Raw genomic sequence first — 24,617 nt, 5'->3', positions numbered from 1 at the left:
GCTTCCTGTTTATGCTGCTACGATACCGCTTACTTGAACGTCCAGCAACTTTGACGGGGGCTTCTGCTGTTTTTCGGACAAACTTGTCCGGAATTACACCAGCGGGGGCGGGTGCCGACGCTGTATAATAGCGGGCTATCTTTCACCCGCAGCCACGCTGCATCGACGGACTGACAAGCCATGTTGATTCTGCCGGGTTCCAATGCCCTCTCCGCCTTCCGTAGCCAACGCCTCCTGACCCAGCTGCAAGCCGTCGCCCCGACGATTGCCGCCGTCTCCGCACGCTACTACCACTTCATCGACGCCGGCGCGCCGCTGTCCACCGCGGACACCGAGCGCCTCGCCGCCATGCTCACGTATGGCGAGCCCGTGCCGGAAACGCAGTACGAAGGCGTGACCGAGGAATTCTTCGTGATCCCGCGCCTGGGCACGATCTCGCCGTGGGCCTCGAAGGCCACCGACATCGCGCACAACTGCGGCATGGCGCACATCCACCGCGTCGAGCGGGGCGTGGCGTTCAAGGTGGTGCTCAAGAGCGGCATCCTCGGCACCAGCATCAAGGCGCCGAAGAAGCTGGAGGCGGACGAAGTGCAGGCCGTCGCCGCGCTGCTGCACGACCGCATGACGGAAACGGTGCTGCGCAGCGCCGACGAAGCCAAGGCGCTGTTCACCGACCTCGAAGGCCGTCCGCTGGCCGCCATCGACGTGCTCGGCGCCGGCCGCCAGGCGCTGGTGGCCGCCAACGCGGACATGGGCCTGGCGCTGGCCGAGGACGAGATCGACTACCTGTTCGATGCGTTCAGCCGCGCCCAGCGCAACCCGACCGACGTCGAACTGATGATGTTCGCCCAGGCCAACAGCGAACACTGCCGCCACAAGATCTTCAACGCGGAATGGACCATCGACGGCGTCAAGCAGGACCGTTCGCTGTTCCAGATGATCAAGAACACGCACCAGCTGCAGCCGAAGGGCACGATCGTCGCCTACAGCGACAACTCGGCCATCATGGAAGGCGCCGAGGCCGTGCGCTTCTTCCCGCAGGGCGAGGGCCAGGAATACGCGCCGACGACCCAGCTGACGCACACGCTGATGAAGGTGGAGACCCACAACCACCCGACCGCGATCTCCCCGTTCCCGGGCGCTTCGACGGGCGCCGGCGGCGAGATCCGCGACGAGGGCGCGACGGGCCGCGGCGCCAAGCCGAAGGCCGGCCTGACGGGCTTCACCGTCTCGAACCTGATGATCCCGGGCGCCGTGCAGCCGTGGGAAAACGCCGCCAACGTCAACGACCCGGCGAAAGCGGGCAGCGACAAGGTCTACGGCAAGCCGGAACGCATCGCGTCGCCGCTGCAGATCATGGTCGACGGCCCGCTGGGCGGCGCCGCGTTCTCGAACGAATTCGGTCGCCCGGTACTGGGCGGCTACTTCCGTACCTACGAGCAGAACGTGGGCGCCACCGCCATCAACGCGAACACCGTGTTCGGCTACCACAAGCCGATCATGATCGCGGGCGGCATCGGCAACATCTCGGCCGAACACACGCACAAGAACGACATCCCCGTCGGCAGCCTGCTGATCCAGCTGGGCGGTCCGGGCATGCGCATCGGCATGGCCGGCGCCGCCGCGTCGTCGATGGCGACGGGTACCAACACGGCCGACCTGGACTTCGACTCGGTCCAGCGCGGCAACCCGGAGATGGAACGCCGCGCGCAGGAAGTCATCAACGCCTGCTGGCAGCTGGGCAGCGCCAACCCCATCATCTCGATCCACGACGTGGGCGCCGGCGGCCTGTCGAACGCCTTCCCTGAAATCACCAACGACGCCAAGCGCGGCGCCACCTTTGACCTGCGCAAGGTGCCGCTGGAAGAAAGCGGCATGTCGCCCAAGGAGATCTGGTCGAACGAATCGCAGGAGCGCTACGTGCTGGCCATCGCGCCGGACGACCTGCCGCGCTTTGCCGCCATGTGCGAACGCGAGCGCTGCCCGTTCGCCGCGGTCGGCGTCGCGACGGAAGAGCGCCAGCTGAAGCTGATCGATCCGATTACCTCGACCAGCCCGGTCGACATGCCGATGGATGTCCTGCTGGGCAAGCCGCCCAAGATGCACCGCAATGTCGAACACGCGGCCAGCACCTTCAAGCCCGTCGACGTGACGGGCCTGGAGCTGGAGGAAGTGGCCAAGCGCGTGCTGTTGCTGCCGACCGTCGCCGACAAATCCTTCCTGATCACCATCGGCGACCGCAGCGTGGGCGGCATGACCGCGCGCGACCAGATGGTGGGCCCGTGGCAGGTGCCGGTGGCCGACGTCGCCGTGACCACCCTGAGCTTCGAAGGCTACAAGGGCGAAGCGATGGCGATGGGCGAACGCACGCCGGTCGCCGTCATCGACGCCGCCGCCTCGGGCCGCATGGCCGTGGGCGAAGCGATCACGAACATCGCCGCCGCGCCGATCGCGGACATCGCCGACATCAAGCTGTCCGCCAACTGGATGGCCGCCTGCGGCCAGCCGGGCCAGGATGCCGCCCTGTTCGACACGGTGAAGGCCGTCGGCATGGAGCTGTGCCCGGCGCTGGGCGTATCGATCCCGGTCGGCAAGGATTCGCTGTCGATGCGCACCACCTGGAACGAGAACGGCGAAAACAAGGCCGTCGTTTCGCCCGTGTCGCTGATCGTCTCGAGCTTCGCGCCCGTCACCGACGTGCGCAAGACCCTGACGCCGCAGCTACGCACGGACCTGGGCGACACGGCGCTGATCCTCGTGGACCTGGGCCGCGGCAAGAACCGCCTGGGCGCCTCGGCGCTGGCGCAGGTGACGCAGCAGCTGGGCAACGACACGCCGGACGTCGATAACCCGCAGGACCTGAAGGGCTTCTTCACGGCGATCCAGCAACTGAACGCCGACGGCAAGCTGCTGGCCTACCACGATCGTTCGGACGGCGGCCTGTACGCCACGCTGTGCGAGATGGCCTTCGCGGGCCGCGCCGGCGTGACCGTCAACCTCGACATCCTGGCGATGGACAGCGAGCACGCGGCCGACCAGGGTGACGCCAAGAACTGGACGGGCCAGGTGGCCGAGCGCCGCAACGAACTGACGCTGCGCGCGCTGTTCAGCGAAGAGCTGGGCGCCGTGATCCAGGTACGCGCGGACGAGAAGACGGCCGTCATGAACGTGCTCCGTTCCTTCGACCTGGGTGCCTGCAGCCACATCATCGGCAAGCTGAACGACCGCGGCGCCATCGAATTCACGCGCGACGCGAAGGTCATCTACAGCGCGAAGCGCAGCGCGCTGCACCGCCTGTGGAGCGAGACCAGCTGGCGCATCGCGCGCCTGCGCGACAACCCCGTGTGCGTCGACCAGGAATACGAGCGCCTGCTGGACGAAACGGATCCGGGCATGAGCCCGAAGCTGGTGCACGACACGCAGGTCAACATCGCGCTGCCGTTCATCAGCACCGGCGCGCGTCCGAGCGTGGCCGTGCTGCGCGAGCAGGGCGTCAACTCGCACGTCGAGACGGCGTGGTCGCTGCACCAGGCCGGCTTCAAGGCCGTCGACGTGCACATGAGCGACCTGATCGCAGGCCGCGCGAAGCTGGACGACTTCAAGGGCATCATCGCCGTGGGCGGCTTCTCGTACGGCGACGTGCTGGGCGCCGGCGAAGGCTGGGCCAAGACGATCCTGTTCAACGCGCAGCTGAAGGAGGCGTTCGCCGCGTTCTTCGGCCGCCAGGACACGTTCGGCCTCGGTATCTGCAACGGCTGCCAGATGATGAGCAACCTGAAGGGCATCATCCCGGGCGCCGAGGCATGGCCGAAGTTCACCCGCAACAAGTCGGAACAGTTCGAGGCCCGCTTCGGCATGGTCGAGGTGCTGGATTCGCCGTCGATCTTCTTCGCCGGCCTGGCGGGCACCCATGCCCCCCTCGCGATCGCGCACGGCGAAGGCTACGCGGACTTCTCGCAGACGGGCGACATCGACCAGGTCGTCAAGGCGCTGCGCTACGTCGACAACCGCGGCCAGGCCACCGAAACCTATCCGTTCAACCCGAACGGTTCGCCGGACGGCCTGACGGCCGTGACGACGCCGGACGGCCGCTTCTCGGTCATGATGCCGCACGCCGAGCGCGTGGCGCGCACCGTCACCATGTCGTGGCACCCGGATGGCTGGGGCGAGAACTCGCCGTGGGCACGCATGTTCCAGAATGCGCGCAAGTGGGTCGGCTGATATAGTGTCCATGTGACGCGTCACGGAAAAGCGCACCTGCGGGTGCGCTTTTTTTTCGCCTACTTGTCCACTTGCCGTCGTGTTTCGGGACAAGGTCGGCGAGTTGGCGCGTGCGCACTGCGGCGAACCCGCTTATCCTCGTCACAGTCCGTTTATTCGATCACTTCCCGAGGAGCTTCCATGATGTTTCCCGCGTATCGATCCCATGCCCGCGTGTTCCTGCTGGCGCTTGCCGCGTGCGCTGCATCGGGTTGCGTGTCGGCCCAGCGTGCTCCGGCACTGCCTGACGCGCAACTGCATCAGCTCAATAGCGTGGCGTGGATGCAGCGGTCGCCCGAGTACGCACTGCTGGCACGCAGCGTGTTCGCGTCCGCCCAGGCGGCCTTGCCGGCCGCGCTGGCGCAGCCAGGCAGTGCCGCGGCGGAACAGTCGCCCGTGCCGGCGGGCGCGGGTGCCGCCGTCATCGTGGACCTGGACGAGACGATGCTGGACAACAGTCCGTTCCAGGCCTGGCTGGTGCGTTCCGGCGCTGCATACCGGCCGCAGGACTGGGACGCGTGGGTGGCGCGCAAAGCCGCGCAGGCCATCCCCGGCGCGGTCGAGTTCGCGAAGGCCGTGACGGCGATGCCGAACACGACGATCTTCTACGTCAGCAATCGCGAGTGCAATGGCCCCGGACCCTGTGCCGCCAAGCAGGCGACCATGGAGAACATGCGTGCGCTCGGCTTCCCGCGTGCGGACGAGGAGGCGGCCTTCCTGTTCAAGGGCGAGGACGCCGATCCCCGCGGCGACAAGGTGGCGCGCCGCAGCCGCATCGGCCGGGACTACCGGATCATCATGCTGGTGGGCGACGATATGCGCGACTTCGTGGCCAAGGAAGATGCGGACCTGCTGGCCAGGCGCGATCCGGCGCAGATGGCGCGTGCCGCGGACCTCGTCGGACGGCGCTGGTTCATCCTGCCGAACGCCATGTACGGTTCGTGGGTCGACCGGATGGGCACGTCGCCGGCGGCGATGGCCGGGCAGCTGGCGCCCGCGGACCTGCCGGCGCCGCGGCGCTCGCCCTGAACCCGGTACCGGATTGACCGGGCGCAGACGATGCCCGGCACGACGCCGCGCCGCAGAACCGGGCGAGGGCGTCCTTGGTCCAACCCCGTGCGGAACATGGGCCGGTACGTGAGCCGGCCGATCCGCGCCGGGAGGAGACCATGTGCGTGCGGCTGGAAGAATTGATCGAAAGTCTGGGCGGGTCGCTGGTCGGCGATCCGCGGGCGGTAGTGTCGGCTGTGGCGTCGCTGGAACGGGCCGGTGCGACGGACCTCAGCTTCCTCTCCAACCCCACGCTGCGCGTCGCCGCCGCCGCAAGCGGGGCCGGCGCGCTCATCCTGTCGCCGCTGGACGATGCCGTCGTGGGGGCCGACTACCGCGGGGCACGCATCGTGACGGCCAACCCGCACGCCTATTTCGCGCGCGCCGCGCACTACCTCGTCGTCCGCGAAACGCCGCCGCAGGCACCTGGCATCCATCCAGCGGCCTCCGTGGATGCGCGCGCCCGGATCGATCCGGCGGCGCACATCGGGCCCCTCGTGACCGTCGAAGAAGGCGCGGTGGTCGTGGCCGGCGCCATCATCGACGCGGGCTGCTTCATCGGCCGCGATGCCGTCATTGGCGAGGACACGCATTTCTTCGCCAACGTCACCTTCCACGCCCGCTGCATCATCGGCAAGCGCGGCATCGTGCACTCCGGCGCCGTGATCGGCGGCGACGGCTTCGGCTTCGCGCACGAAGACGGGCGCTATATCAAGGTGCCCCAGGTCGGCAGGGTGGTGCTGGGCGACGACGTCGACATCGGTTCGAACACGACGGTCGACCGCGGCGCGCTGGACGATACCGTCATCGGCGACGGGGTGAAACTCGACAACCTGATCCAGATCGGCCACAACTGCCGGATCGGCGCCCATACGGCCATGGCGGGCTGCACAGGCGTGGCGGGCAGCGCGCAGATCGGCAGCCATTGCACCTTCGGCGGTGCGGCGATGATCAACGGGCATATCGAGATCGTCGATCATGTCCACGTCACCGCCGGGACGCTGGTGCCGAATTCGCTGCTGGAGCCGGGGCGTTATACGGGCTTCTATCCGGTCTCGAGGAATGCGGAGTGGGAACGTAATGCGGTTTTGCTGCGCAACCTGACGGCGCTGCGCGAACGGATACGGGTGCTCGAGAAGGCCGTCAAGGCGCTGGGGCTGACGGTGTGAGAAGGAGGGCGGCGAGTGCGAGAAGCGCGGGCAGGGTCTGCACGAGAAGTATGCGTCGCTGCACGGTGACGCCACCCCAGATGCCGGCGATGGCCACGCAGACGAGGCCGAACACGGCGAAGGCGCGGCCGATCATGGGATCCGGATGCACGAGTCCCAGCGCCAGTGCGGCAGCGAGAAAGCCGTTGTAGCAGCCCTGGTTCGACATCAGCGGTGCAAGCCGCTCGACCTCGTCTTGCTTGATGCCGAAGACCCTGCGGCCTCGGCCGCGGAACAGTACGGTCTCCAGCAGGAAGATATAGACGTGGATAAGGCAGACGACGGCGATGAGGATGGTCGCAACGATGAGCATGAAATGTCCCTTGGGAAATTGCCCATAATGTAGCGCATCCGTGCGGGGGGACGCCAGGGCCGCCTGCCGGCGACCCTACGAAGCGGCGCTCAGCGCATCAGCCTGTCCAGCGTCGGCTGCATCTCCCGCTGCCAGATCCGGTAGCCGTTCGCATTCGGATGCAGCAGATCCGGCATGATGTCCTTCGACAGGCTGCCGTCCGCGCCCAGGAAGGCCCCGTTGATGTTCAGGAAGAACACGTGGCGGTTGTCGGCCAGCGCCGGCAGTTTAGGATTGATCCGTTCGTTGATGCAGCGGTTGTCGTCGCCCGGGCCCTCGCCGCGCGGGAAGATCGCCAGCAGCAGGATCTTGGCCTTCGGCAGGCGCTGGCGGACTTCGGCGACGTCGCGCTGGATGCCCTTGAACGTGATGTCGGCCGCATCCTGGCGCAGGCCCGTGTTATTGGTGCCGAACATCATGACGACGACCTTCGGATCGATGCCGTCGATCTCCCCGTGCTGCAGGCGCCAGAGGATGTTCTCCGTGCGGTCGCCGCCATAGCCCAGGTTCAGTGGGTTGTACTTGCCGTAGAACTGCTGCCACAGCGCGGGCTGCTCCTTTTCCCAGTGGTGCGTGATCGAGTCGCCGATGAAGACGAGGTCCGTCTTTTCGCCGGCCGCCTTGCGGCGCGCGATCTCGGCCAGCTTTTCCTCGTGGCGCGGCATCCACCAGTCGAGCGACCAGGATTCGTTCAGCGGCTCCGGCGTGACCGAGACGGTGCGGTAGTCGGCGCAGGCGGCGTTCGGCGTGCCGGCGGCGTCGAAGCGGATGTTGGCGATCTCGGCGTCGCCGGCACCCGTGCCGTCCAGGGCGAACGGTTTCCGGACGGCGCTGAAATCGTCGCCGTCGTGGGCGAAGCAGGACATGGCATAACTCAGGTGCTTCCAGCCCTTGCCCTGGTCGGCCCGCGCCGGGAGCACGTAGGGCACCCTGCGCTGGCACTCGACGCCGCAGTCGATGCGGAAGGCAAGGCCGCCCTTGCTCATCTCGTTGACCTTCAGGTCGAACGAGACGGTGCCGCGCGCTAGGTAGGGGCGCAGATCCAGCGGCGCGCTCTCGATGCGCACGGTGGAGAACCAGGCATCCTTCCAGGTCAGGCGCAGCGCGTCGCCTTGCGCATCCTTGTCCGTCCGCGCGGCTTCCACGACGGCATGCGGCAGCTTCGGGTCGTTGTCCATGCGGCCGCGTGCGCCGTCGAGCGTGTTCTGCACGTCGAAGTCGCCGTACAGCACGCGGGCGCCGGCGACGGGCTTGCCGACGTAGAGGGGCAAGGCTGGTGCCGCGGCGGCGCTGCCGGCGAGGAACAGGCAGGCGAGGGCGAGGGAAGGGTGGCGGATGTTCATCATGTCTCCTTTATGATTGTTGTTTGGCCGAACTAATAGATGATGGCAACAGCGCGGACTGAGAAAGCGGGGCCAAAAAAAAGCGCCCCGAGCGGAGCGCTTTTGTCCTGCCGAGCCAGTTTACTGGATCTTGGCTTTCTTCATCAGGTCTTCGCGGAACGCGGCCAGCTTGCGCTGTTGCAGCGATTCTGCGATCTGCTGCTTGACTTCGTCCAGCGGCGGGATCTTCGCGGCGCGCACGTCTTCCAGCTTGATCACGTGGTATCCGAACTGGGTCTTGACCGGGGTTTCGGTGATCTGGCCTTTTTGCAGCGAGGTCATGGCCTTCGAGAACTCAGGCACGAAGGAAGCCGGGCTTGCCCAGTCCAGGTCGCCGCCGTTGCCGGCCGAGCCGGGGTCTTTCGATTGCTTGGCCAGGTCTTCGAACTTGGCGCCGCCCTTCAGCTTGGTGATGATCTGCTTGGCTTCGTCTTCGGTGCCGACCAGGATGTGGCGTGCGTGGTATTCCTTGTCGCCCATCTGTGCCTTGAACTTGTCGTACTCGGCCTTGATGTCGGCGTCCTTGACGGGGTTCTTCTTCACGTAGTCGGCCAGCATCGCGTTGATGATGATGCTCTGGCGGGCATTGTCGATGGCGTTCTTGACTTCCGGGCGGGCGCCGACGCCTTGCTTGTCGGCTTCCTGGATCAGGACTTCGCGGCCGATCAGGTCTTTCTTGATCGCATCGCGCAGTTGCGGCGAATCGGTTGCCTTGCCCTGCGCAACGACCTGCTTGACCACTTGGTCAACCTTGGCCGCGGGGATGGGCTTGCCATTGACGGTCGCAACGTTCTGGGCGAACGACGGCAGGGCTACCATCGCAGTCATGGCTAACAACAGGCGGGCGGGCTTCACAATCATTTATTCGATCCTATCTAAAACACGAAAAGTCGCCATAGCGACGAAAACCGGCGGTTCGTCACCGCCGGTGATGGTGCATATTACTGCACCTTTGCTTTTTTCACCATTTCTTCCTGGTACGCAGCCAGTTTCTGCTGCGAGAGCGCGTCCGAAATCTGCGGTTTGACCTCATCCAGGGTCGGCAGTTTCGCCGCGCGGACGTCGTCCAGCTTGATCACGTGGTAGCCGACTTGCGTCTTGACGGGCTTCTCGGTGACCTGGCCTTTTTGCAGGCTGGTGAAGCCGGCTGCGAACTCCGGCGGGAACGAGGACGGGGTAGCCCAGTCGAGGTCGCCGCCATTGTTGGCGGTGCCCGTGTCCTTCGATTGCTTGGCCAGGTCTTCGAACTTGGCGCCGCCCTTCAGCTTGGCGATGATGGCGTTGGCGTCCGCTTCGTTTTCCACGAGGATGTGGCGCACGTGATATTCCTTGTCGCCCGTCTGCTTCGTGAAGCGGTCGTATTCGGCCTTGATCTCGGCGTCGGTCACCGGGTGCTTGGTGATGTAGTCCTTGGCCAGCGCATTGATGACGATGGTCTGGCGGGCGTTTTCCAGCGCGGACTTGACGTCGTCCTTCTTGTCGTAGCCTTGCTTGATGGCTTCCTGCACCATCACCTCACGGGCGATCAGGTCTTTCTTGATGGCGTCGCGCAGCTGCGGGCTGTCGGTGCCCTGGCCCTGGGCCACGACCTGCTTGACGATGGCGTCGGCGCGCGACGACGGAATGCCCTTGCCGTTCACGACGGCGAGGTTCTGTGCGAATGCGGGAGTTGCGGCGATAGCGATCAGGGCTAACAGCAGCCGAGCTGGCTTGAAAGTCATTTTAGTTCCTGTGAGGGGGGTTGCTTGGACGAAGATTGGATTAATTCTTGTATTGCGCAGCGATTTTGGACCGATTTTCGAGTGGATAGCTTAAGACTTGCTGAAAGCCATCAAACCGATGCTTCCGAGGGCGCGATGGCGGTGATCGCCAGGGCGTGGATCTCAGTATGCATCATGGCTCGCACGGCATCATACACCAGCCGATGACGCATGACGAGCCTCAAGCCCTCGAACCGTTCGGAGACGATTTTCACACTGTAGTGACCGCCGCCGGAAGCCGCGCCGGGATGGCCGGCGTGCAGGTGGGAGTCGTCGCCGACTTCGAGCAGGGTGGGCGCCAGCGCCTCCTGCAGGGCGGCGCGGATGCGTTCTACGCGGTCGTTCATGCGTCCTCCGGTTCCTGGATGTATTTGGAGATCATCATGGTCTGGATGACGATGAAGGCGAAGAACAAGCCCGTCGCGCCGAACAGCTTGAAGTTGACCCACGCGTCCTCGTTGTTCTTGAAGACGACGAAGGCCATCAGCACGTTCAACGCGCCTTGCAGCACGAAGAACAGGGCCCAGGCGTAGCCGACCCGGCTCCAGACGGGCTCCGGCAGCTTGATCTGCTGCTCCATCACCTTGCGGATCAGGTTGGTCTTGAAGCCCAGCTGGCCGACGAGCAGGGCCAGGGCGAACGCCCAGTACAGCAGGGTCGGCTTCCACTTGATGAAGTCCGGGTCGTGGAAATAAATCGTGAGTCCGCCCATGACGCTGATGATGCCCAGCGAGAGCCACAGCATCCCGTCGACCTTGCGGCGGCGCGCCAGCAGATACACGATCTGCAGCACGGTGGCGACGATGGCGATGGCCGTCGCCAGGATGATCGGCGCCTGCTTCGCGTCGATCGTGCCGCCGGAAATGAGGGCGCCGAGGTATTGCTGGCTCAGCGCTTGCGCCGAATCCGGGTTCAGCTTGGCCACCTTGTAGGTGACGAAGAACAGGATGACCGGGAACAGGTCGAAGAGAAATTTCATGGGCGAATCAATGAGTTAGACGGGCTCGAAGCGCAGCGCGGCCGAGTTGATGCAATAGCGCATGCCGGTCGGCGGCGGGCCGTCCGGGAACACGTGGCCGAGGTGGGCGTCGCAGACGGCGCAGATGATTTCCGTGCGCACCATGCCGTGGCTGCGGTCTTCCTTCTCGATGACATTGGCCAGGTCGAGGGCGCGGAAATAGCTGGGCCAGCCGCAGCCGGACTCGAATTTTGCATCGGACTCGAACAGCGGGGTATTGCAGCAGACGCAGTGGTAGATGCCGTGCTCGTGATGGTCCCAGTATTTACCGGTGAACGCGCGCTCGGTGGCGGCGTGGCGGGTGACCTGGTACTCCATCGGGTCGAGCTGGCTGCGCCATTCGGCATCGGTCTTGGTGACTTTGTCGGTCATGGTGTCTCTTGTCCCTTTCTTTGTTCATCCATTGGTTGATCAGGAAGAGCAACTCACCTCGAGGTGGGATGCCCAGTCCGGCGGCAGCGCCGCGTAGGCTGCGTTCTCCGGCTGTTCGTCGAACGGGCGGTCGAGCACGGCGCGCAGGCGGTCCACCTCGCCGTAGTCGCCGGCTTGCGCCTTGTCGATGGCGACCTGGGCCAGGTAGTTGCGTAACACGTATTTGGGGTTGACTCCGTGCATTGCAATCCGCCGCGCTTCGTCCTGGCTGCCTTCCCGGCGCAGGCGTTCGCGGTAGCGCACGGCCCAGGCGTCGAAGGACGGACGGTCGATGAACAAATCGCGCAAGAGGGCATCGGCCTCAGGCCCGGCGTCCGGCAGGACGTCGACGCGCAATTCGCCCAGGCTGCGGAAGAACAGCGTGAAATCGACGTGGTTCTCCTGCATCAGCTTGAACATGTCGTCGAACAGCGCACGGTCGTCGTCCTGCGCCGTGGCCAGGCCCAGCTTGGCATGCAGCAGCGCGTCGAAGCGGTCGCCGTAGGCATCGACGTAGACATCGAGCGCGGCCTGGGCCGCATCGTTGTCCCGGATCAGCGGCAGCAGGGCATTCGCCAGCGCGTAGCAGTTCCAGTGGCCGACGGGCACCTGGTTCGCGTACGAATAGCGGCCGCCCTGGTCCGTGTGGTTGCAGATGTGGTCGACGTCGAACGCTTCCATGAAGCCGAACGGGCCGTAGTCCAGCGTCAGGCCCAGGATCGACATATTGTCGGTATTCATGACGCCGTGCATGAAGCCGACGGCCTGCCACTGCGCGATCATGTGCGCCGTGCGCACGGTGACTTCGGACAGCAGGGCCAGATAGGGGTTCGCCTCGCCTTCCAGCTGCGGATAGAAGTTGCGGATGACGTAGTCGGCGAGGATCTTCAATTCCTCGTGCTTGTTGCGGTAGTGCCAGTGCTCGAACGAGCCGAAGCGCACGAAGCTGGGCGCCATGCGCGTCACGACGGCGGCCGTCTCGATCGATTCGCGCACCACCTGCCGGTGCGACCCCGTGACCATCAGCGCGCGCGTCGTCGGTATGCCGAGGGCCGCCATCGCTTCCGAGCACAGGAATTCGCGGATCGACGAGCGCAGCACGGCGCGGCCGTCGCCCATGCGCGAATACGGCGTCATGCCGGCGCCTTTCAGCTGCAGCTCGATGGGGCCGTCGGCCGTGGCGATCTCGCCCAGCAGGATCGCGCGGCCGTCGCCGAGCTGGCCCGCCCAGTGGCCGAACTGGTGGCCCGAATAGACGGCGGACAGCGGCTTGGCCCGCGGCGGCACGCGGTTGCCCGTGAACGCTGCCACGAAATCCTCATGCGCCAGGTCCGCCGGATCCAGGCCGAGCAGGGCCGCCGCCTTCGGGCTGGCCGCGACGAAATAGGGGGCGGGCAACGGCGTGGGGCGGAGATGCGTGTAGAACGCGGGTGGCAATTCGGCGAAGGAATTGTCGATGGGCAGGTCGTCGGCGCGGATGGCGGCTCCAGTGCGGGTGAATGAAAGATTGTCCGGATTCTACCGCAGACGCGCGGATTCTATGGGGCGCCCCGCGTGCAGGCCAATCGCGTTACATTCGGTAACTTTTCCGCATCGAGCGGTGCTGCGCCGCAACATGGAAAACCGTTGACGCCGCCGTCCGGCGCGCTCGACACTGCGCCGATGTCGCCGCCGCCAGGAGAAACGATGGAACAGACCCGCCACGCCCCGCCGATGGACCCGCCGACCGGGCCGCTGATGGGCCAGATGATGCATCAGGCCTTGACCATCTCCAGCATCCTGCAATTCGCCGCCCGCCATTACGCGGCCAGCGAGATCGTGTCGCGGCCCGTGGAGCCCGACCTGCAGCGCGAACTGCATCGTTACACCTACCGCGACTGCGAGCGCCGGGCCCGGCGTCTGGCGCGGGCCCTGCACGACCGCGGCGTCGCGATGGGCGAGCGGGTCGGCACGCTGGCCTGGAACGGCTACCGCCACCTGGAACTGTACTACGGCGTATCCGGTTCCGGCGCCGTCCTGCACACGATCAATCCGCGCCTGCATCCGGAGCAGATCGCCTATATCGTCAACCATGCGCAAGACCAGCTGCTGTTCTTCGACCTGACCTTCCTGCCGCTCGTCGAGGCGATCGCGCCGCACTGCGCCACGGTGCGCGCCTTCGTGCTGATGAGCGACCGCGCCCACATGCCGGACGGCAGCGCGATCCCGAACCTGCTGTGCTACGAAGACCTGCTGGCCGGTGCGACGGGCGACCACGACTGGCCCGCGCTGGACGAGAACGCGGCCGCGTCGCTGTGCTACACGTCCGGCACGACGGGCAACCCCAAGGGCGTGCTGTATTCGCACCGTTCGACGGTGCTGCATGCCTACGCCTCGGCGCTGCCCAACGTGTTGAACGTCGCCGCCGCCGATACGGTGCTGCCCGTCGTCCCCATGTTCCATGTGAATGCCTGGGGCCTGCCGTATTCGACGCTGCTGTCGGGCGCCAAGCTCGTGTTTCCCGGCGCCGCGCTGGACGGCCAGTCGCTGTATGCGCTGTTCGAAGCCGAGGGCGTGACGTTCTCGGCCGGCGTGCCCACCGTCTGGCTGGGCCTCGTCAATTACGTGCTGGAGAACGGACTCGCGTTCTCCACGTTCCGCCGTACCGTCATCGGCGGCTCGGCCTGTCCGCCCGCGCTGATGGACACGCTCATCGACCGCCTCGGCGTGCAGGTGATCCACGGCTGGGGCATGACGGAGATGTCGCCGCTCGGTACGACGGGCGGCCTGCTCGCGAAGCACCGCGCGCAGCCGCGGGAAGAACAGCGCGCCATCCTGCGCAAGCAGGGCCACGCGATCTATGGCGTGGACATGAAGATCGTCGACGACGCGGGCGCCGAGCTGCCGTGGGATGGCGCCACGTCGGGCCACCTGCTGGTGAAGGGACCGTGGATCGCCGCACGCTACTTCGGCGACGAGGGCGGAGATATCCTGCAGGACGGCTGGTTCCCGACGGGCGACATGGCGACCATCGACGCGGACGGCTTCATGCAGGTGACGGACCGCAGCAAGGACGTGATCAAGTCGGGCGGCGAGTGGATCGGGTCGATCGACCTGGAAAACATCGCGATGGCCCATCCGGCAGTGCTGCAGGCGGCCTGCATCGGCGTCGCCCATCCGAAGTGGGACGAGCGGCCGTTGCTGCTGGTGGTGCGCCGTCCGGGCATGGACGTGGGGCGCGACGAGCTGCTCGGTTTCTTCGTGGGCAAGGTGGCCCGCTTCTGGATGCCGGACGACGTCGTCTTCGTGGAGGCGCTGCCGGTGGGGGCGACGGGCAAGGTGCAGAAGAACCGCTTGCGGGACGCGTATCGGGAACACCGGCTGCCCGGAACGTAGGTGGCGGTCGGTGGGCACGTGGTGCCCACCCTACGAACGGATCTTGCCGTAGGGTGGGCACCACGTGCCCACCATTCCCGAATAACACGACCGTTCGCTTCTTCGGTTATAGTGGCTGGCGCCTTTCACGATACCGACAAGAGGAGACCATGAGCGCCGATTATCACGTCCAGGACGGTGTCGCCGTCATCACGCTGAACAACCCGCCCGTCAACGGCCTCGGCCTGGCCACGCGCACGGCCGCCGTCGACGGCCTGCAGCGCGCCGCCGCCGATCCGGCTGTCCGGGCGATCGTCGTCACGGGCGCCGGCAAGGCGTTTTCCGGCGGCGCCGACATCCGCGAATTCAATTCGCCCAAGGCGCTGACGGAACCGACACTGCACACCTTGATCCGCACGGTGGAGGACTCGCCCAAGCCCGTCGTGGCCGCGATCCACACCGTGTGCATGGGCGGCGGCCTGGAGCTGGCGCTGGGCGCGCACTACCGCGTGGCGCTGCCCGGCGCCCAGGTCGCGCTGCCGGAAGTCAAGCTGGGCCTGCTGCCGGGCGCCGGGGGCACGCAGCGCCTGCCGCGCGTGCTGGGGCTGGAACAGGCGCTGGAGATGATCGTCTCGGGCACGCCGGCGAAGTCCGAATCCCTGGCCGGCACGCTGCTGTTCGACGCGCTGCTGCCGGCCGGCAGCGACCTGGTGGCGGGCGCCGTCGCGTTCGCGCAGGACATCGCGGCGCGCCGCCCGCTGCCGAAGGTGCGCGACCTGGCCGTCGACCATCCGGACCCGCATGCCTTCCTGGCCGCCGCGCGCGCGAAGGTGAAGGCCGCGGCCGGGCCGTTCCCGGCGCCGCCGGCCTGCGTGGAGGCCGTGGCCGCCGCCGTCGAGAAGCCGTTCGAGGAAGGCCTGAAGTTCGAGCGCGACCTGTTCCTGCACCTGACCACGACGACGGAGTCGAAGGCGCTGCGCCACGCTTTCTTCGCCGAACGCGCCGCCTCGAAGGTGGCCGACGTGCCGGCCGATACGCCCGTGCGCCCGATCGCGCGCGCCGCCGTCGTCGGCGCCGGCACCATGGGCAGCGGCATCGCGATGAGCTTCGCCAACGCGGGCATTCACGTCACCGTGCTCGAGACGTCGCAGGAGGCGCTGGACAAGGGCCTGGCCGCGATCCGCCGCAATTACGAAGCGACGGCCAGGAAGGGCAAGCTCGCGCCCGAACAGCTGGAGAAGCGCCTGGCCCTCGTCCAGGGTACGCTGGACATCGCGGATATTTCCCAGGCCGACATCGTCGTCGAAGCCGTGTTCGAGGACCTGGCCGTCAAGGAAGACGTGTTCCGCCGGCTCGATGCCGCGATGAAGCCGGGCGCGATCCTGGCGTCGAACACGTCCACGCTGGACCTGGACCGCATCGCCGGCTTCACCGCGCGGCCGCAGGACGTGGTCGGGCTGCACTTCTTCAGCCCCGCCAACGTGATGAAGCTGCTGGAAATCGTGCGCGGCGCGGCCACGGGCAAGGACGTGCTGGCCACGGCGCTGGCGCTGGCGAAGCGCCTGAAGAAAACGGGCGTCGTGTCCGGCGTCTGCGACGGCTTCATCGGCAACCGCATGGTCGAGCAGTACCTGCGCCAGGCCGGCTTCCTGCTGGACGAGGGCGCGCTACCGGCCCAGGTCGATGGCGCGATGGAGCGCTTCGGCTTTGCCATGGGCCCGTTCCGCATGGCCGACCTGGCCGGCAACGACATCGGCTGGGCGATCCGCAAGCGCAAGCGCGCCCAGGACCCGGGCCTGCAGTACTCGGGAACGGCCGACCTGTTGTGCGAGGCAGGACGCTTCGGCCAGAAGACGGGCGCCGGCTGGTACGACTATGCGGCGGGCGAGCGCACGCCGCAACCCTCCGCCGTGGTCGAGGACATGGTCGTGCGCCACTCGGCCGATCTCGGCATCGCGCGCCGCCGCATCGACGATGGCGAGATCGTCGAGCGCCTCGTCTACGCGCTCGTGAACGAGGGCGCGAAGATCCTGGAAGAGGGCATCGCCCAGCGCGCGTCGGACATCGACATGGTGTACCTGGCGGGCTATGGCTTCCCGCTGTTCCGCGGCGGTCCCATGTTCTACGCGGAGACGGTCGGCTTGCCGGCCGTGCTCGCGGCGATCGAACGCTTCGCCCGCGGCTACCGTGGCGACGCGTGGGTGCCGGCGCCCCTGCTGGTGCGCCTGGCGTCCGAGGATAAGGGATTCTGAAGCCGCGCGACATCGAGGTGTAAGCAAGTTCCTGTGATTTGTATGGCTTTGTCGGTGCGGCGCGCAGCCCGGGCGCGCCTGTTTTAGCATCGGCGACGCGCGTTTCGTTGCCCTGAGGCAGGGTGCGGCGCGCTCCATCCAACATTCCAAGGAGTTCGACTCGATGTCACTTCACATCACGATGCGGCGCGCGGCAACGCGCGCCATCGCCCTCGGCTGCGCCGTCATGCTTGCCGCATGCGGTTCGGGGACGCAGGATGCAGGACCGGCGCAGGCCGGCGCCGAGGCCAGGACGGCGGCCAAGGTCACCCAGGGCGCCGCGGCCGCCGGCACGTTGACGCTGCCGCTGGAAGTGCTGGGCAAGGGTTCGCCCGACCAGCCCGTCGTCGCCGAGGCCCAGCTGTCGCTGGCGTCGGGCCAGCAAGGCAAGGCCGCCCAGCTGTATTTCCAGTGCCACCGCTGCGGCTTCTACGCCGCGCCGGAATTCGAGGCGACCACCCGCACCCCCGCGAAGATCAAGGCGAGCGTGCGCGTCCTCGGCGGCGCCGGCACGCTGGCCGCGTCCCTGGTGCCGTGGATCGACATCACGGACGCCAACGTCACGCTGGCCGACGACGAGCGCGTGCACGGCGGCGTCAACGGCGGCCTGTACACGACGCGCATCACCGTCGCGCTGGATGCCGCCGCGCGCGCGCGCCTGGTGGCCGGCGCCAACCGCGTGCAGTTCCGCTTCAACGGCACCGATGGCGAGTCGAACGGCTTCCGCGTGCTCGACGTCGAGCTGCGCGACGCCGCCGCCGCGCGCGTGGACAACACGGTGCACCTGCAGGCCGACCCGCGCACGGAGCGCGACGCCGGCCAGTATGCGCAGTCCGATGCCGCCGCCGGCAAGGCGCTGTGGTACGCGCAGGGCCGGATCGCCAAGTCGAGCATCGTCACGCGCAAGCTGAACGCGGCCTGCGCCTCCTGCCATGCCGAGGATGCGCGCGACCTCCAGTACTTTAATTACTCGAACAACGCGATCGTCCAGCGCAGCCAGTTCCACGGCCTGTCCGCGACCCAGGGGCGCCAGATCGCCGCCTTCGTGCGCACTTCGCTGGCGGCCATGCCGTACGCGGCCAATGCGCGGCCGTGGAATCCCCCGTACCAGCCGGGCCCCGGACTGGACGCCGATCCCGCGTCGTGGGCCGGCGGCGCCGGGCTGCAGGCGGTGCTGCAGACGCCGGCGCAGGCCGTGAACGCGGTGTTCGGCAAGACGCCGGCATCGACGGAGGCGATCACCCAGGCCGACGTCGACCGGGTGATGGACCCGAACGCCACGATGAACGTGCGCGAGATGCCCGTGCCGCTGCAGTTCCCCGACTGGAATGCCTGGCTGCCCTCGATCCATCCGCTCGACGTGTGGCCGGCCGCGGCCGACGGCAGCGGCTTCCAGAACGGCGCCGCGTTCGACGGCGACCGCAAGGACCCGAACGGCCGCTACCTGGCGATGCGCGCATGGTTCGAGGCGCGCCGCAATCCGTCCAACCCGGGCGACTGGAGCCACCTGCTGCCCGAGCTGCGCGAGCAGATCAACGCCATGATCACTCAGGCGGGCTGGGACGGCTACTGGTTCCTCGGCGGCGGCCGCGGCAACCACATCGGCGGCGACAAGCGCACCGGCGCCCAGGTGGGCGGCGCGCACCTGCAGTCGCTGGCGTCGTCCGCCACCGTTAAGGCCGGCAAGCAGGGCGCATTCACGACGAACGCCTTCATCGAACGCGCCGTCGACAGCCTGCTGCACTGGAACGCCGTCAAGCAGTGGGAGATGGCGCAGCAATACAAGCTGGAAGGTAACCAGCAGTGGTTCCTGGGCGAACGCGACGGCTCCAGCGGCGAATGGCGCGGCAGGGGCGAGGCGCACGGCTGGCCGTTCAATACGGTGAGCCTGTTCTTCCTGGCGCCGCACATGGTGTACCAGGAAGACCGCGACGCGTCCGGCCGCATCACCCGCGAGTGGTACACGGCGTGGGAGGCCGACAACATCACGGCGTCGTACTACCGCAGCAACCAGTGGTACCAGCTGCAGATGGCCGTCAATCCGGGCGCGCAGAGCGGCTGGGTCAATTATCCGATGGACTGGCCCTACCTGTACGCGTTCGACGACTACATCGGACTGCGCGTCGGCGACGCCACGCCCGCGGCCCGCGCCGCCCAGGCGAGCCACTACGTGCGCCTGATGCAGGCCCGGATCAAGGGCGCCCAGTACGTCAACAACGACATCCCGCTGTACGACCCGACCAGCCAGCAGAGCCTCATCAACAACCCGGGCCGCTACGGGCGGGGCCAGGCGGAGAAACACCTGGCGGTGGCGGGCTTCCTCGATAACGCCAGCCGCGACGGTACCAACCCCTCGCACTTCCTGTTCCTGAACGACGTCCAGCCGGGCCTGCACGTGAAGGTGGTCAACGGGGCGATCAACCAGTTCCTGTCGCTCTACGCGGGCCAGCCCGCCAGCGCCTGGCGCCGCTGCGATCCGGACAATACGGAGCTGGGCGAGGCGGAAAACGTCGCCGGCTTCCGCTTCTGCCTGGACCGCGCCCGCTTGCCGCTCGGGACCTTCGCGGACGGCACGCACTTCCCCGTGTCGAATGCCCTGTACCAGACCAGTACGGAGCAGGTGGAGCAGTACGGCATCTGGGCCGCGCGCCGCCTCGGCGCCGACCCGACCCGCCTGTCCGCCTGGCAGGCGTGGCAGGATACCGTCTGGCCCTGATGTACGGCTGACAATGGCCCTGATGCGGGCATGGCGGGGCTCGTGTTAGCCTGTGGGCGTGAAGAACGTAAAGAACGCCAATAACGCCAACAGCGCCAACAGCGCCATCCTGATCGCGACCGCCTGCCTGCTCGGACTCTTGTCCACGACGGGCGCGTCGCTGCCGTACCCGATCCTGCCGCCCCTGTTCGTGCACGGGGCGGCGGACGGCTTCACCAACTTCATGGGCTTGCCGCCCAAGCTGCTGTTCGCCGTCGCGCTGATGGTCAATCCCGTCGGCCTGCTGCTGGGGACGGCCGTGTTGGGGTCGATGTCGGACCGCTACGGCCGCCGTCCGCTGCTGCTGTTGACGACGCTGGGCGCGGCGCTGGGCCACGTGCTCACCGCATGGGCACTGGCCAGCCGCTCCTATCCGCTGTTCCTGCTGGCGCGCTTCGGCACCGGCCTGCTCGAGGGCCAGAGCGCCATCGTGCGCGCGATGCTGGCCGAACGCCTCGAGGGGCCGATCCGGAATCACGCCATGTCGTGGCTGAACGGGGCGCTGCACCTGGGCTGGCTCGTGGGCCCACTGCTGGGCGGCTTCACGGACGGTTTCGGGGTGTCCGTGCCGTTCTACATCGCCGCCGGCGCGCTGCTGCTGGGCGGCGCGCTGGTCTGGGTGGCGCTGGAACGCGTGCCCGGCAGGCCGGGCCCGTCCTGGTGGCAGGTGGCGCGCGAACGCCATGCGTTCAACTTGCTGCGCCACCCGGGCCTGCGCATGCTGTTCGGCGTGCAGCTGGCCTATACCTGCGGCGTGACGGCGTTCTACGAGTTCTATCCGCTGTGGCTGGTCGAGATCGGCCACTACGACCGGCGCGCCATCGCGCTCGTCAACGTGGGCATGTGCGGGCTGATGACGTGCGCGGCGCTGTTCGCCGGGCGCCGCGGCAGCATGGAGCCGATGCGCCGCGCCGCTTACCTCGCCTGCGCCGTGGCGCTGGCGGTGGGCTCGTTGGGGCTGGGCAATCTGTGGATCGGCCTCGTCGGCATCATGCTGTTCAGCCTCCCGCACGCGTTCTACAACGCCACCGTGCAGACCTGGGCCGCGGACCGCTTCGGCGGGCATGGCCAGGGCGCCGTCATGGGCCTGTTGTCGACCACGTTCTGCCTGGCGAACATCCTGATGGCGGCGGCCGGCGCCGTGCTGACGCTGGTCGACACGCGCCTCGTGCTCGTGGTGGGCGCCGGCTTGACGGCGTGGGCGGCGACGCGCATGCAGGCCCTGGGGCAGGGCGCGATCGAGGACAAAGAAAAGGCCGCCGTCGCCGGCGGCCAAACGTGAACGACGGATACGACGCGGCCGTCAGTCGGCCGCGTAGATATTGTTGTCCTTCGTCTCGCGCACGAACAGCGTGCCGATGACGACGGTGGCCAGCGCGATCACGATCGGATACCACAGGCCGTAGTAGATGTTGCCGTTGGCCGCGACCAGGGCGAAGGAGGTGGTCGGCAGCAGGCCGCCGAACCAGCCGTTGCCAATGTGGTAGGGCAGGGACATCGACGTGTAGCGGATGCGGGTCGGGAACATCTCGACCAGCATGGCGGCAATGGGACCGTAGACCATCGTCACGTACAGCACGAGGACGAACAGCAGCGCCACCACCATCGGCTTGTTGATGCCGGCCGGGTCGGCCTTGGCCGGATAGCCCGCCGCCTTCAGCGCGGCGCCCAGGTCGCTCTTGAGCGCCGCTTCGCGGTCCTTGCTGGCCTGGTCGAAGTTCAGGCCGTCCGGGGTCATGACGGCATTGAACGAGGGGTAGACCTTGTCGCCGACCTTGATGCTGGCGACGGTGCCGGCGGGCGCGTCCTGGCGCGTGTAGCTGACCGACGCGGCCGTCAGCTGGCCCGTGGCGATGTCGCAGGACGAGGGGAATTTCTTGGTGCCGGTGGCGTTGAACTGGAAGTGGCAGGATTCCGGATCGGCGACGACGACGACGGGCGAGCTGTTGATGGCCGCCTCCAGAGCCGGGTTGCCGTAGTGCGTCAGGCCCTTGAAGATGGGGAAGTAGGTCAGCGCGGCGATCAGGCAGCCGCCCAGGATGATGTACTTGCGCCCGATGCGGTCGGACAGCGCGCCGAAGAAGATGAAGAACGGGGTCGCGATCGCCAGCGCGATGGCGAGCAGGATGTTGGCCGTGGCCGCATCGATCTTGAGCGTCTGCGTGAGGAAGAACAGCGCGTAGAACTGGCCCGTGTACCAGACCACGGCCTGGCCCATCACGAGGCCGATCAGCGCCAGCAGCGCGATCCGCGCGTTCTTCCAGGTCAGGAAGGCTTCCGACAGCGGCGCCTTCGAGGTCTTGCCCTCGGCCTTCATCCTGGCGAAGGCGGGCGATTCGTTCATCGCCATCCGGATCCAGACGGAGATCGCCAGCAGCAGCACGGAGACGAGGAAGGGGATGCGCCAGCCCCAGGCTTCGAAGGACGCCGTGTCCATCGAACTGCGCACGCCCAGGATCACGAGCAGCGACAGGAACAGGCCCAGCGTGGCGGTCGTCTGGATCCAGGACGTGAAGAAGCCGCGCCGGCCCTCGGGCGCGTGCTCGGCCACGTAGGTGGCGGCGCCGCCGTATTCGCCGCCGAGCGCCAGGCCCTGCAGGATGCGCAGCGTGACGAGGATGATCGGCGCAGCGATGCCGATCGACGCGTAGCTCGGCAGCAGGCCGACGACGAAGGTCGAGCCGCCCATGATCAGGATCGTCACGAGGAAGGTGTATTTTCGGCCGATCATGTCGCCCAGGCGGCCGAACACGAGCGCGCCGAACGGCCGCACGATGAAGCCGGCGGCAAAGGCGAGCAGGGCGAAGATGAAGGAGGTGGTCGGATCGCCGACGAAGAACTGCTTGGCGATGACGGCCGCGAGCGAGCCGTACAGGTAGAAGTCATACCATTCGAAAACGGTGCCGAGGGACGATGCGAAGATAACCTTGCGTTCTTCCTTCGTCATTCCTGCGCTCGACGGCAAGGGTTTGCCGCCGGCGGCCATGCCGGGTGTGATTGCCATTGTAGTCTCCGTATAGTGTAGATGCATACGCGATCGCCGATCTGCGCCAGCGATGTGGCGACTCTGCGCCGTGAAACTTACGCGATTCTTGCTGCAACCTTACTGGAAACTGACGGCAGGCTTGCCGTCACATGCATGGCCATGCCGCCTGCATCAATCGCCTTGCACCGGCGCGGGCGGGGGCCCGCTTTCCCCGGGAATGTCGTCGTCCGGCATCGCGTCCGCCGCCGCATCTTCCTTGCGCACGCGCGCATGGCGGTAGGCGTCGGTCGAGCGTTCCAGCGCGAGGCCCAGCGCCGTCGTCAGCTCGTCCTGCGGCGTGCCCTGTTGTAATTGCTGGAAGGCGAAGGTATTGCGCAGCGTACGCCCGCCCGCGTGCGCTGCCGGGATGCCGGCGCGCTGGAAGGTGGCGCGCACCTGGCGGTAGACGGTGGCCTTGTGCAGCGGCTCGCCGTCCATATTGGCGGGGAACGCGAGGTTGCCGGGAATGCCCAGCGCATCGCGTTCGTCCAGCCAGGCGAACAGTTCGGCCACGCCGGCCCGCGGCAGCGTCACCGTGTGCTCGTAGCTGGTCGGGTGCTTGGCTTCCGGCGTGATCGACAGTTCGATGGCGCCGTCGACGTCGGCCTGGCGCCCGACCTCGTCCACCAGCAGGCCGATCGCCTCGGCCACGCGCAGGCCGGACAGGGCCATCACCACCTGCATCGCACGGTCGCGCCGGCGTTTCCAGCCGGCCCCGCTGCGCCGTTCTTCCTCGCGCACGGCGGGCAGGGCGGCCAGGAAGCGCTGCAGCTGGTCCGTGTCGAGCGCGGTCATGGGCGCATCCTTGGGCGTGAGCTCGCGGTCCGAGGCGACTATCGCCTGGCGGGCGGGATTCGGCGCGCGGCCCAGGTACTCGAACACGCGCTCCAGCAGGCGCAGGTAGCGGTAGGCGATCTTGCTGTTCAGGTCGCGCTTGCCGCGGTCGGACAGCAGGACGAATTCGCGCAGGTCGGCGGGGGAGACGGTGGACATGCGCAGGCCGCGCTCCAGCATCCAGGCGGCGAACTTGCCGAACATGAAGCGGTAGATGGCGGCCGACTCTGGCGAGATCGGCGTCGCGACCGTGTCGCGGTTGCGGCTCGACGTTTCGACGAAGGCCGGCGTGACGACGAAGGCGGCGAATTCCTCGGCCGGGCGGGCGTCCCAGGCGGCGGGCGATGGTGTAGTGGTCATGGCGATGCGGGCAGAAGCAGGAGCAAGCAGGAACGGGAGGGCAAGAGGGCTGCCCCTATCTTGCAACTAACCGACAAGTTACGTCAACGGCGCGCGATACGTGCTTCCGTGGCCATTAAATTTGCAACTAACCGACTGTGGGCATCAAACCACCAACCCCAGCCGCCAGGGCGAAGGGCGCGACAGGCATTCGCATCCACCGTGCTGCTTCTATAGAATAGGGACGTCTGAAACATCCAGCGAGAAGGAACCGATGCTCAAGCACATCGTCATGTGGAAACTGAAGGACCACGCCGAAGGGGCGGACCGTGCCGCGAATGCCGTCGAGATGAAGCGTAGGCTCGACGAATGCGCGCACATCGTGCCCGGCATGCACGCCTTCGAGGTCACGATCGCCCAGCCCGGCCTGGAGGCGACCTACGACGTCGTGCTGTATTCGGAATTCGAGGACAAGGCGGCGCTCGACGCCTATGCGCAGCACCCGGTGCACAAGGCGCTCGTGCCGTTCATCGGCGCGATCCGCGCCGAGCGCCAGTGCATGGATTACGTGGTCTGAG

At 67.1% G+C, this 24,617-nt stretch carries 18 protein-coding genes; 8 read left to right on the top strand and 10 right to left on the bottom strand.

What is annotated here, in order from left to right:
- The first annotated feature begins 180 nt into the window (after positions 1-180).
- The 3 genes from purL (at position 181) to lpxD (ending at position 6,479) form a co-directional block, all read left to right on the top strand.
- Positions 181-4,221 (top strand): phosphoribosylformylglycinamidine synthase, encoded by a 4,041-nt coding sequence (purL, locus tag ACI1V7_RS08405; RefSeq protein WP_404531297.1) that lies wholly within the window; start codon positions 181-183, stop codon positions 4,219-4,221.
- Between the two features lie 180 nt (positions 4,222-4,401).
- The gene (locus tag ACI1V7_RS08400; protein ID WP_404531296.1) at positions 4,402-5,289 is read left to right on the top strand and encodes a 5'-nucleotidase, lipoprotein e(P4) family; all 888 of its coding nucleotides are present in this window, start codon (positions 4,402-4,404) and stop codon (positions 5,287-5,289) included.
- Between the two features lie 140 nt (positions 5,290-5,429).
- Positions 5,430-6,479, top strand: coding sequence for a UDP-3-O-(3-hydroxymyristoyl)glucosamine N-acyltransferase (lpxD, locus tag ACI1V7_RS08395; protein WP_404531564.1), 1,050 nt, complete (start codon positions 5,430-5,432; stop codon positions 6,477-6,479).
- On the opposite strand, the gene ACI1V7_RS08390 is transcribed toward lpxD, so the two are convergent.
- The 8 genes from ACI1V7_RS08390 to ACI1V7_RS08355 form a co-directional block, all read right to left on the bottom strand.
- Positions 6,454-6,831 (bottom strand): DUF1304 domain-containing protein, encoded by a 378-nt coding sequence (locus ACI1V7_RS08390; protein ID WP_404531295.1) that lies wholly within the window; start codon positions 6,829-6,831, stop codon positions 6,454-6,456. The genes lpxD and ACI1V7_RS08390 overlap by 26 nt on opposite strands.
- An 89-nt stretch (positions 6,832-6,920) precedes the next feature.
- Positions 6,921-8,216: a putative glycoside hydrolase gene (locus ACI1V7_RS08385; RefSeq protein ID WP_404531294.1), complete on the bottom strand. Its 1,296-nt coding sequence runs from the start codon at positions 8,214-8,216 to the stop codon at positions 6,921-6,923.
- Between the two features lie 117 nt (positions 8,217-8,333).
- The gene (locus ACI1V7_RS08380; protein WP_404531293.1) at positions 8,334-9,113 is read right to left on the bottom strand and encodes a peptidylprolyl isomerase; all 780 of its coding nucleotides are present in this window, start codon (positions 9,111-9,113) and stop codon (positions 8,334-8,336) included.
- Positions 9,114-9,193: 80 nt separating this feature from the next.
- Positions 9,194-9,973 (bottom strand): peptidylprolyl isomerase, encoded by a 780-nt coding sequence (locus ACI1V7_RS08375; RefSeq protein WP_404531292.1) that lies wholly within the window; start codon positions 9,971-9,973, stop codon positions 9,194-9,196.
- 110 nt (positions 9,974-10,083) lie between these two features.
- Positions 10,084-10,359 carry a BolA family protein gene (locus ACI1V7_RS08370; protein WP_404531291.1) on the bottom strand — a complete coding sequence of 92 codons (276 nt, stop codon included), beginning with the start codon at positions 10,357-10,359 and terminating at the stop codon, positions 10,084-10,086.
- The gene (locus ACI1V7_RS08365; protein ID WP_404531290.1) at positions 10,356-10,991 is read right to left on the bottom strand and encodes a septation protein A; all 636 of its coding nucleotides are present in this window, start codon (positions 10,989-10,991) and stop codon (positions 10,356-10,358) included. The genes ACI1V7_RS08370 and ACI1V7_RS08365 overlap by 4 nt, the downstream gene beginning before the upstream one ends.
- Before the next feature lie 15 nt (positions 10,992-11,006).
- Complete coding sequence (gene msrB, locus ACI1V7_RS08360; RefSeq protein ID WP_404531289.1) at positions 11,007-11,402, bottom strand: peptide-methionine (R)-S-oxide reductase MsrB; 396 nt, start codon at positions 11,400-11,402, stop codon at positions 11,007-11,009.
- 39 nt (positions 11,403-11,441) lie between these two features.
- A complete protein-coding gene (locus ACI1V7_RS08355; protein WP_425593026.1) occupies positions 11,442-12,920 on the bottom strand; it encodes a protein adenylyltransferase SelO in 1,479 nt (492 codons plus the stop codon).
- Between the two features lie 207 nt (positions 12,921-13,127).
- On the opposite strand from ACI1V7_RS08355, the gene ACI1V7_RS08350 reads away from it, so the two are divergent.
- From ACI1V7_RS08350 to ACI1V7_RS08335, 4 genes are all read left to right on the top strand, one after another.
- Positions 13,128-14,816: a 3-(methylthio)propionyl-CoA ligase gene (locus ACI1V7_RS08350; RefSeq protein WP_404531288.1), complete on the top strand. Its 1,689-nt coding sequence runs from the start codon at positions 13,128-13,130 to the stop codon at positions 14,814-14,816.
- 149 nt (positions 14,817-14,965) lie between these two features.
- On the top strand, positions 14,966-17,047 hold the full coding sequence (locus ACI1V7_RS08345; protein WP_404531287.1) for a 3-hydroxyacyl-CoA dehydrogenase NAD-binding domain-containing protein: 2,082 nt from the start codon (positions 14,966-14,968) through the stop codon (positions 17,045-17,047).
- A 163-nt stretch (positions 17,048-17,210) separates the two neighbouring features.
- On the top strand, positions 17,211-19,802 hold the full coding sequence (locus tag ACI1V7_RS08340) for a hypothetical protein (RefSeq protein ID WP_404531286.1): 2,592 nt from the start codon (positions 17,211-17,213) through the stop codon (positions 19,800-19,802).
- 58 nt (positions 19,803-19,860) lie between these two features.
- Complete coding sequence (locus ACI1V7_RS08335) at positions 19,861-21,123, top strand: MFS transporter (protein WP_404531285.1); 1,263 nt, start codon at positions 19,861-19,863, stop codon at positions 21,121-21,123.
- 21 nt (positions 21,124-21,144) lie between these two features.
- On the opposite strand, the gene ACI1V7_RS08330 is transcribed toward ACI1V7_RS08335, so the two are convergent.
- Both ACI1V7_RS08330 and ACI1V7_RS08325 read right to left on the bottom strand, forming a co-directional pair.
- Positions 21,145-22,845 carry an MFS transporter gene (locus tag ACI1V7_RS08330; protein WP_404531284.1) on the bottom strand — a complete coding sequence of 567 codons (1,701 nt, stop codon included), beginning with the start codon at positions 22,843-22,845 and terminating at the stop codon, positions 21,145-21,147.
- Between the two features lie 153 nt (positions 22,846-22,998).
- Entirely contained in the window at positions 22,999-24,060 is a 1,062-nt protein-coding gene (locus ACI1V7_RS08325) for a site-specific integrase (protein ID WP_404531282.1), read from the bottom strand.
- A 253-nt stretch (positions 24,061-24,313) separates the two neighbouring features.
- Between ACI1V7_RS08325 and ACI1V7_RS08320 the strand changes: the two genes are divergently transcribed.
- Positions 24,314-24,616, top strand: a complete 303-nt coding sequence (locus ACI1V7_RS08320) for a Dabb family protein (protein WP_404531281.1) — start codon at positions 24,314-24,316, stop codon at positions 24,614-24,616.
- The last annotated feature ends 1 nt before the right edge of the window (position 24,617 follow it).

This window comes from Massilia paldalensis (genome assembly GCF_044901715.1).
Lineage (GTDB): Bacteria > Pseudomonadota > Gammaproteobacteria > Burkholderiales > Burkholderiaceae_D > Telluria > Telluria paldalensis.
The sequence above is the reverse complement of the archived record's forward strand: the minus strand, read 5'-3'. Positions and strand labels throughout refer to the sequence as shown.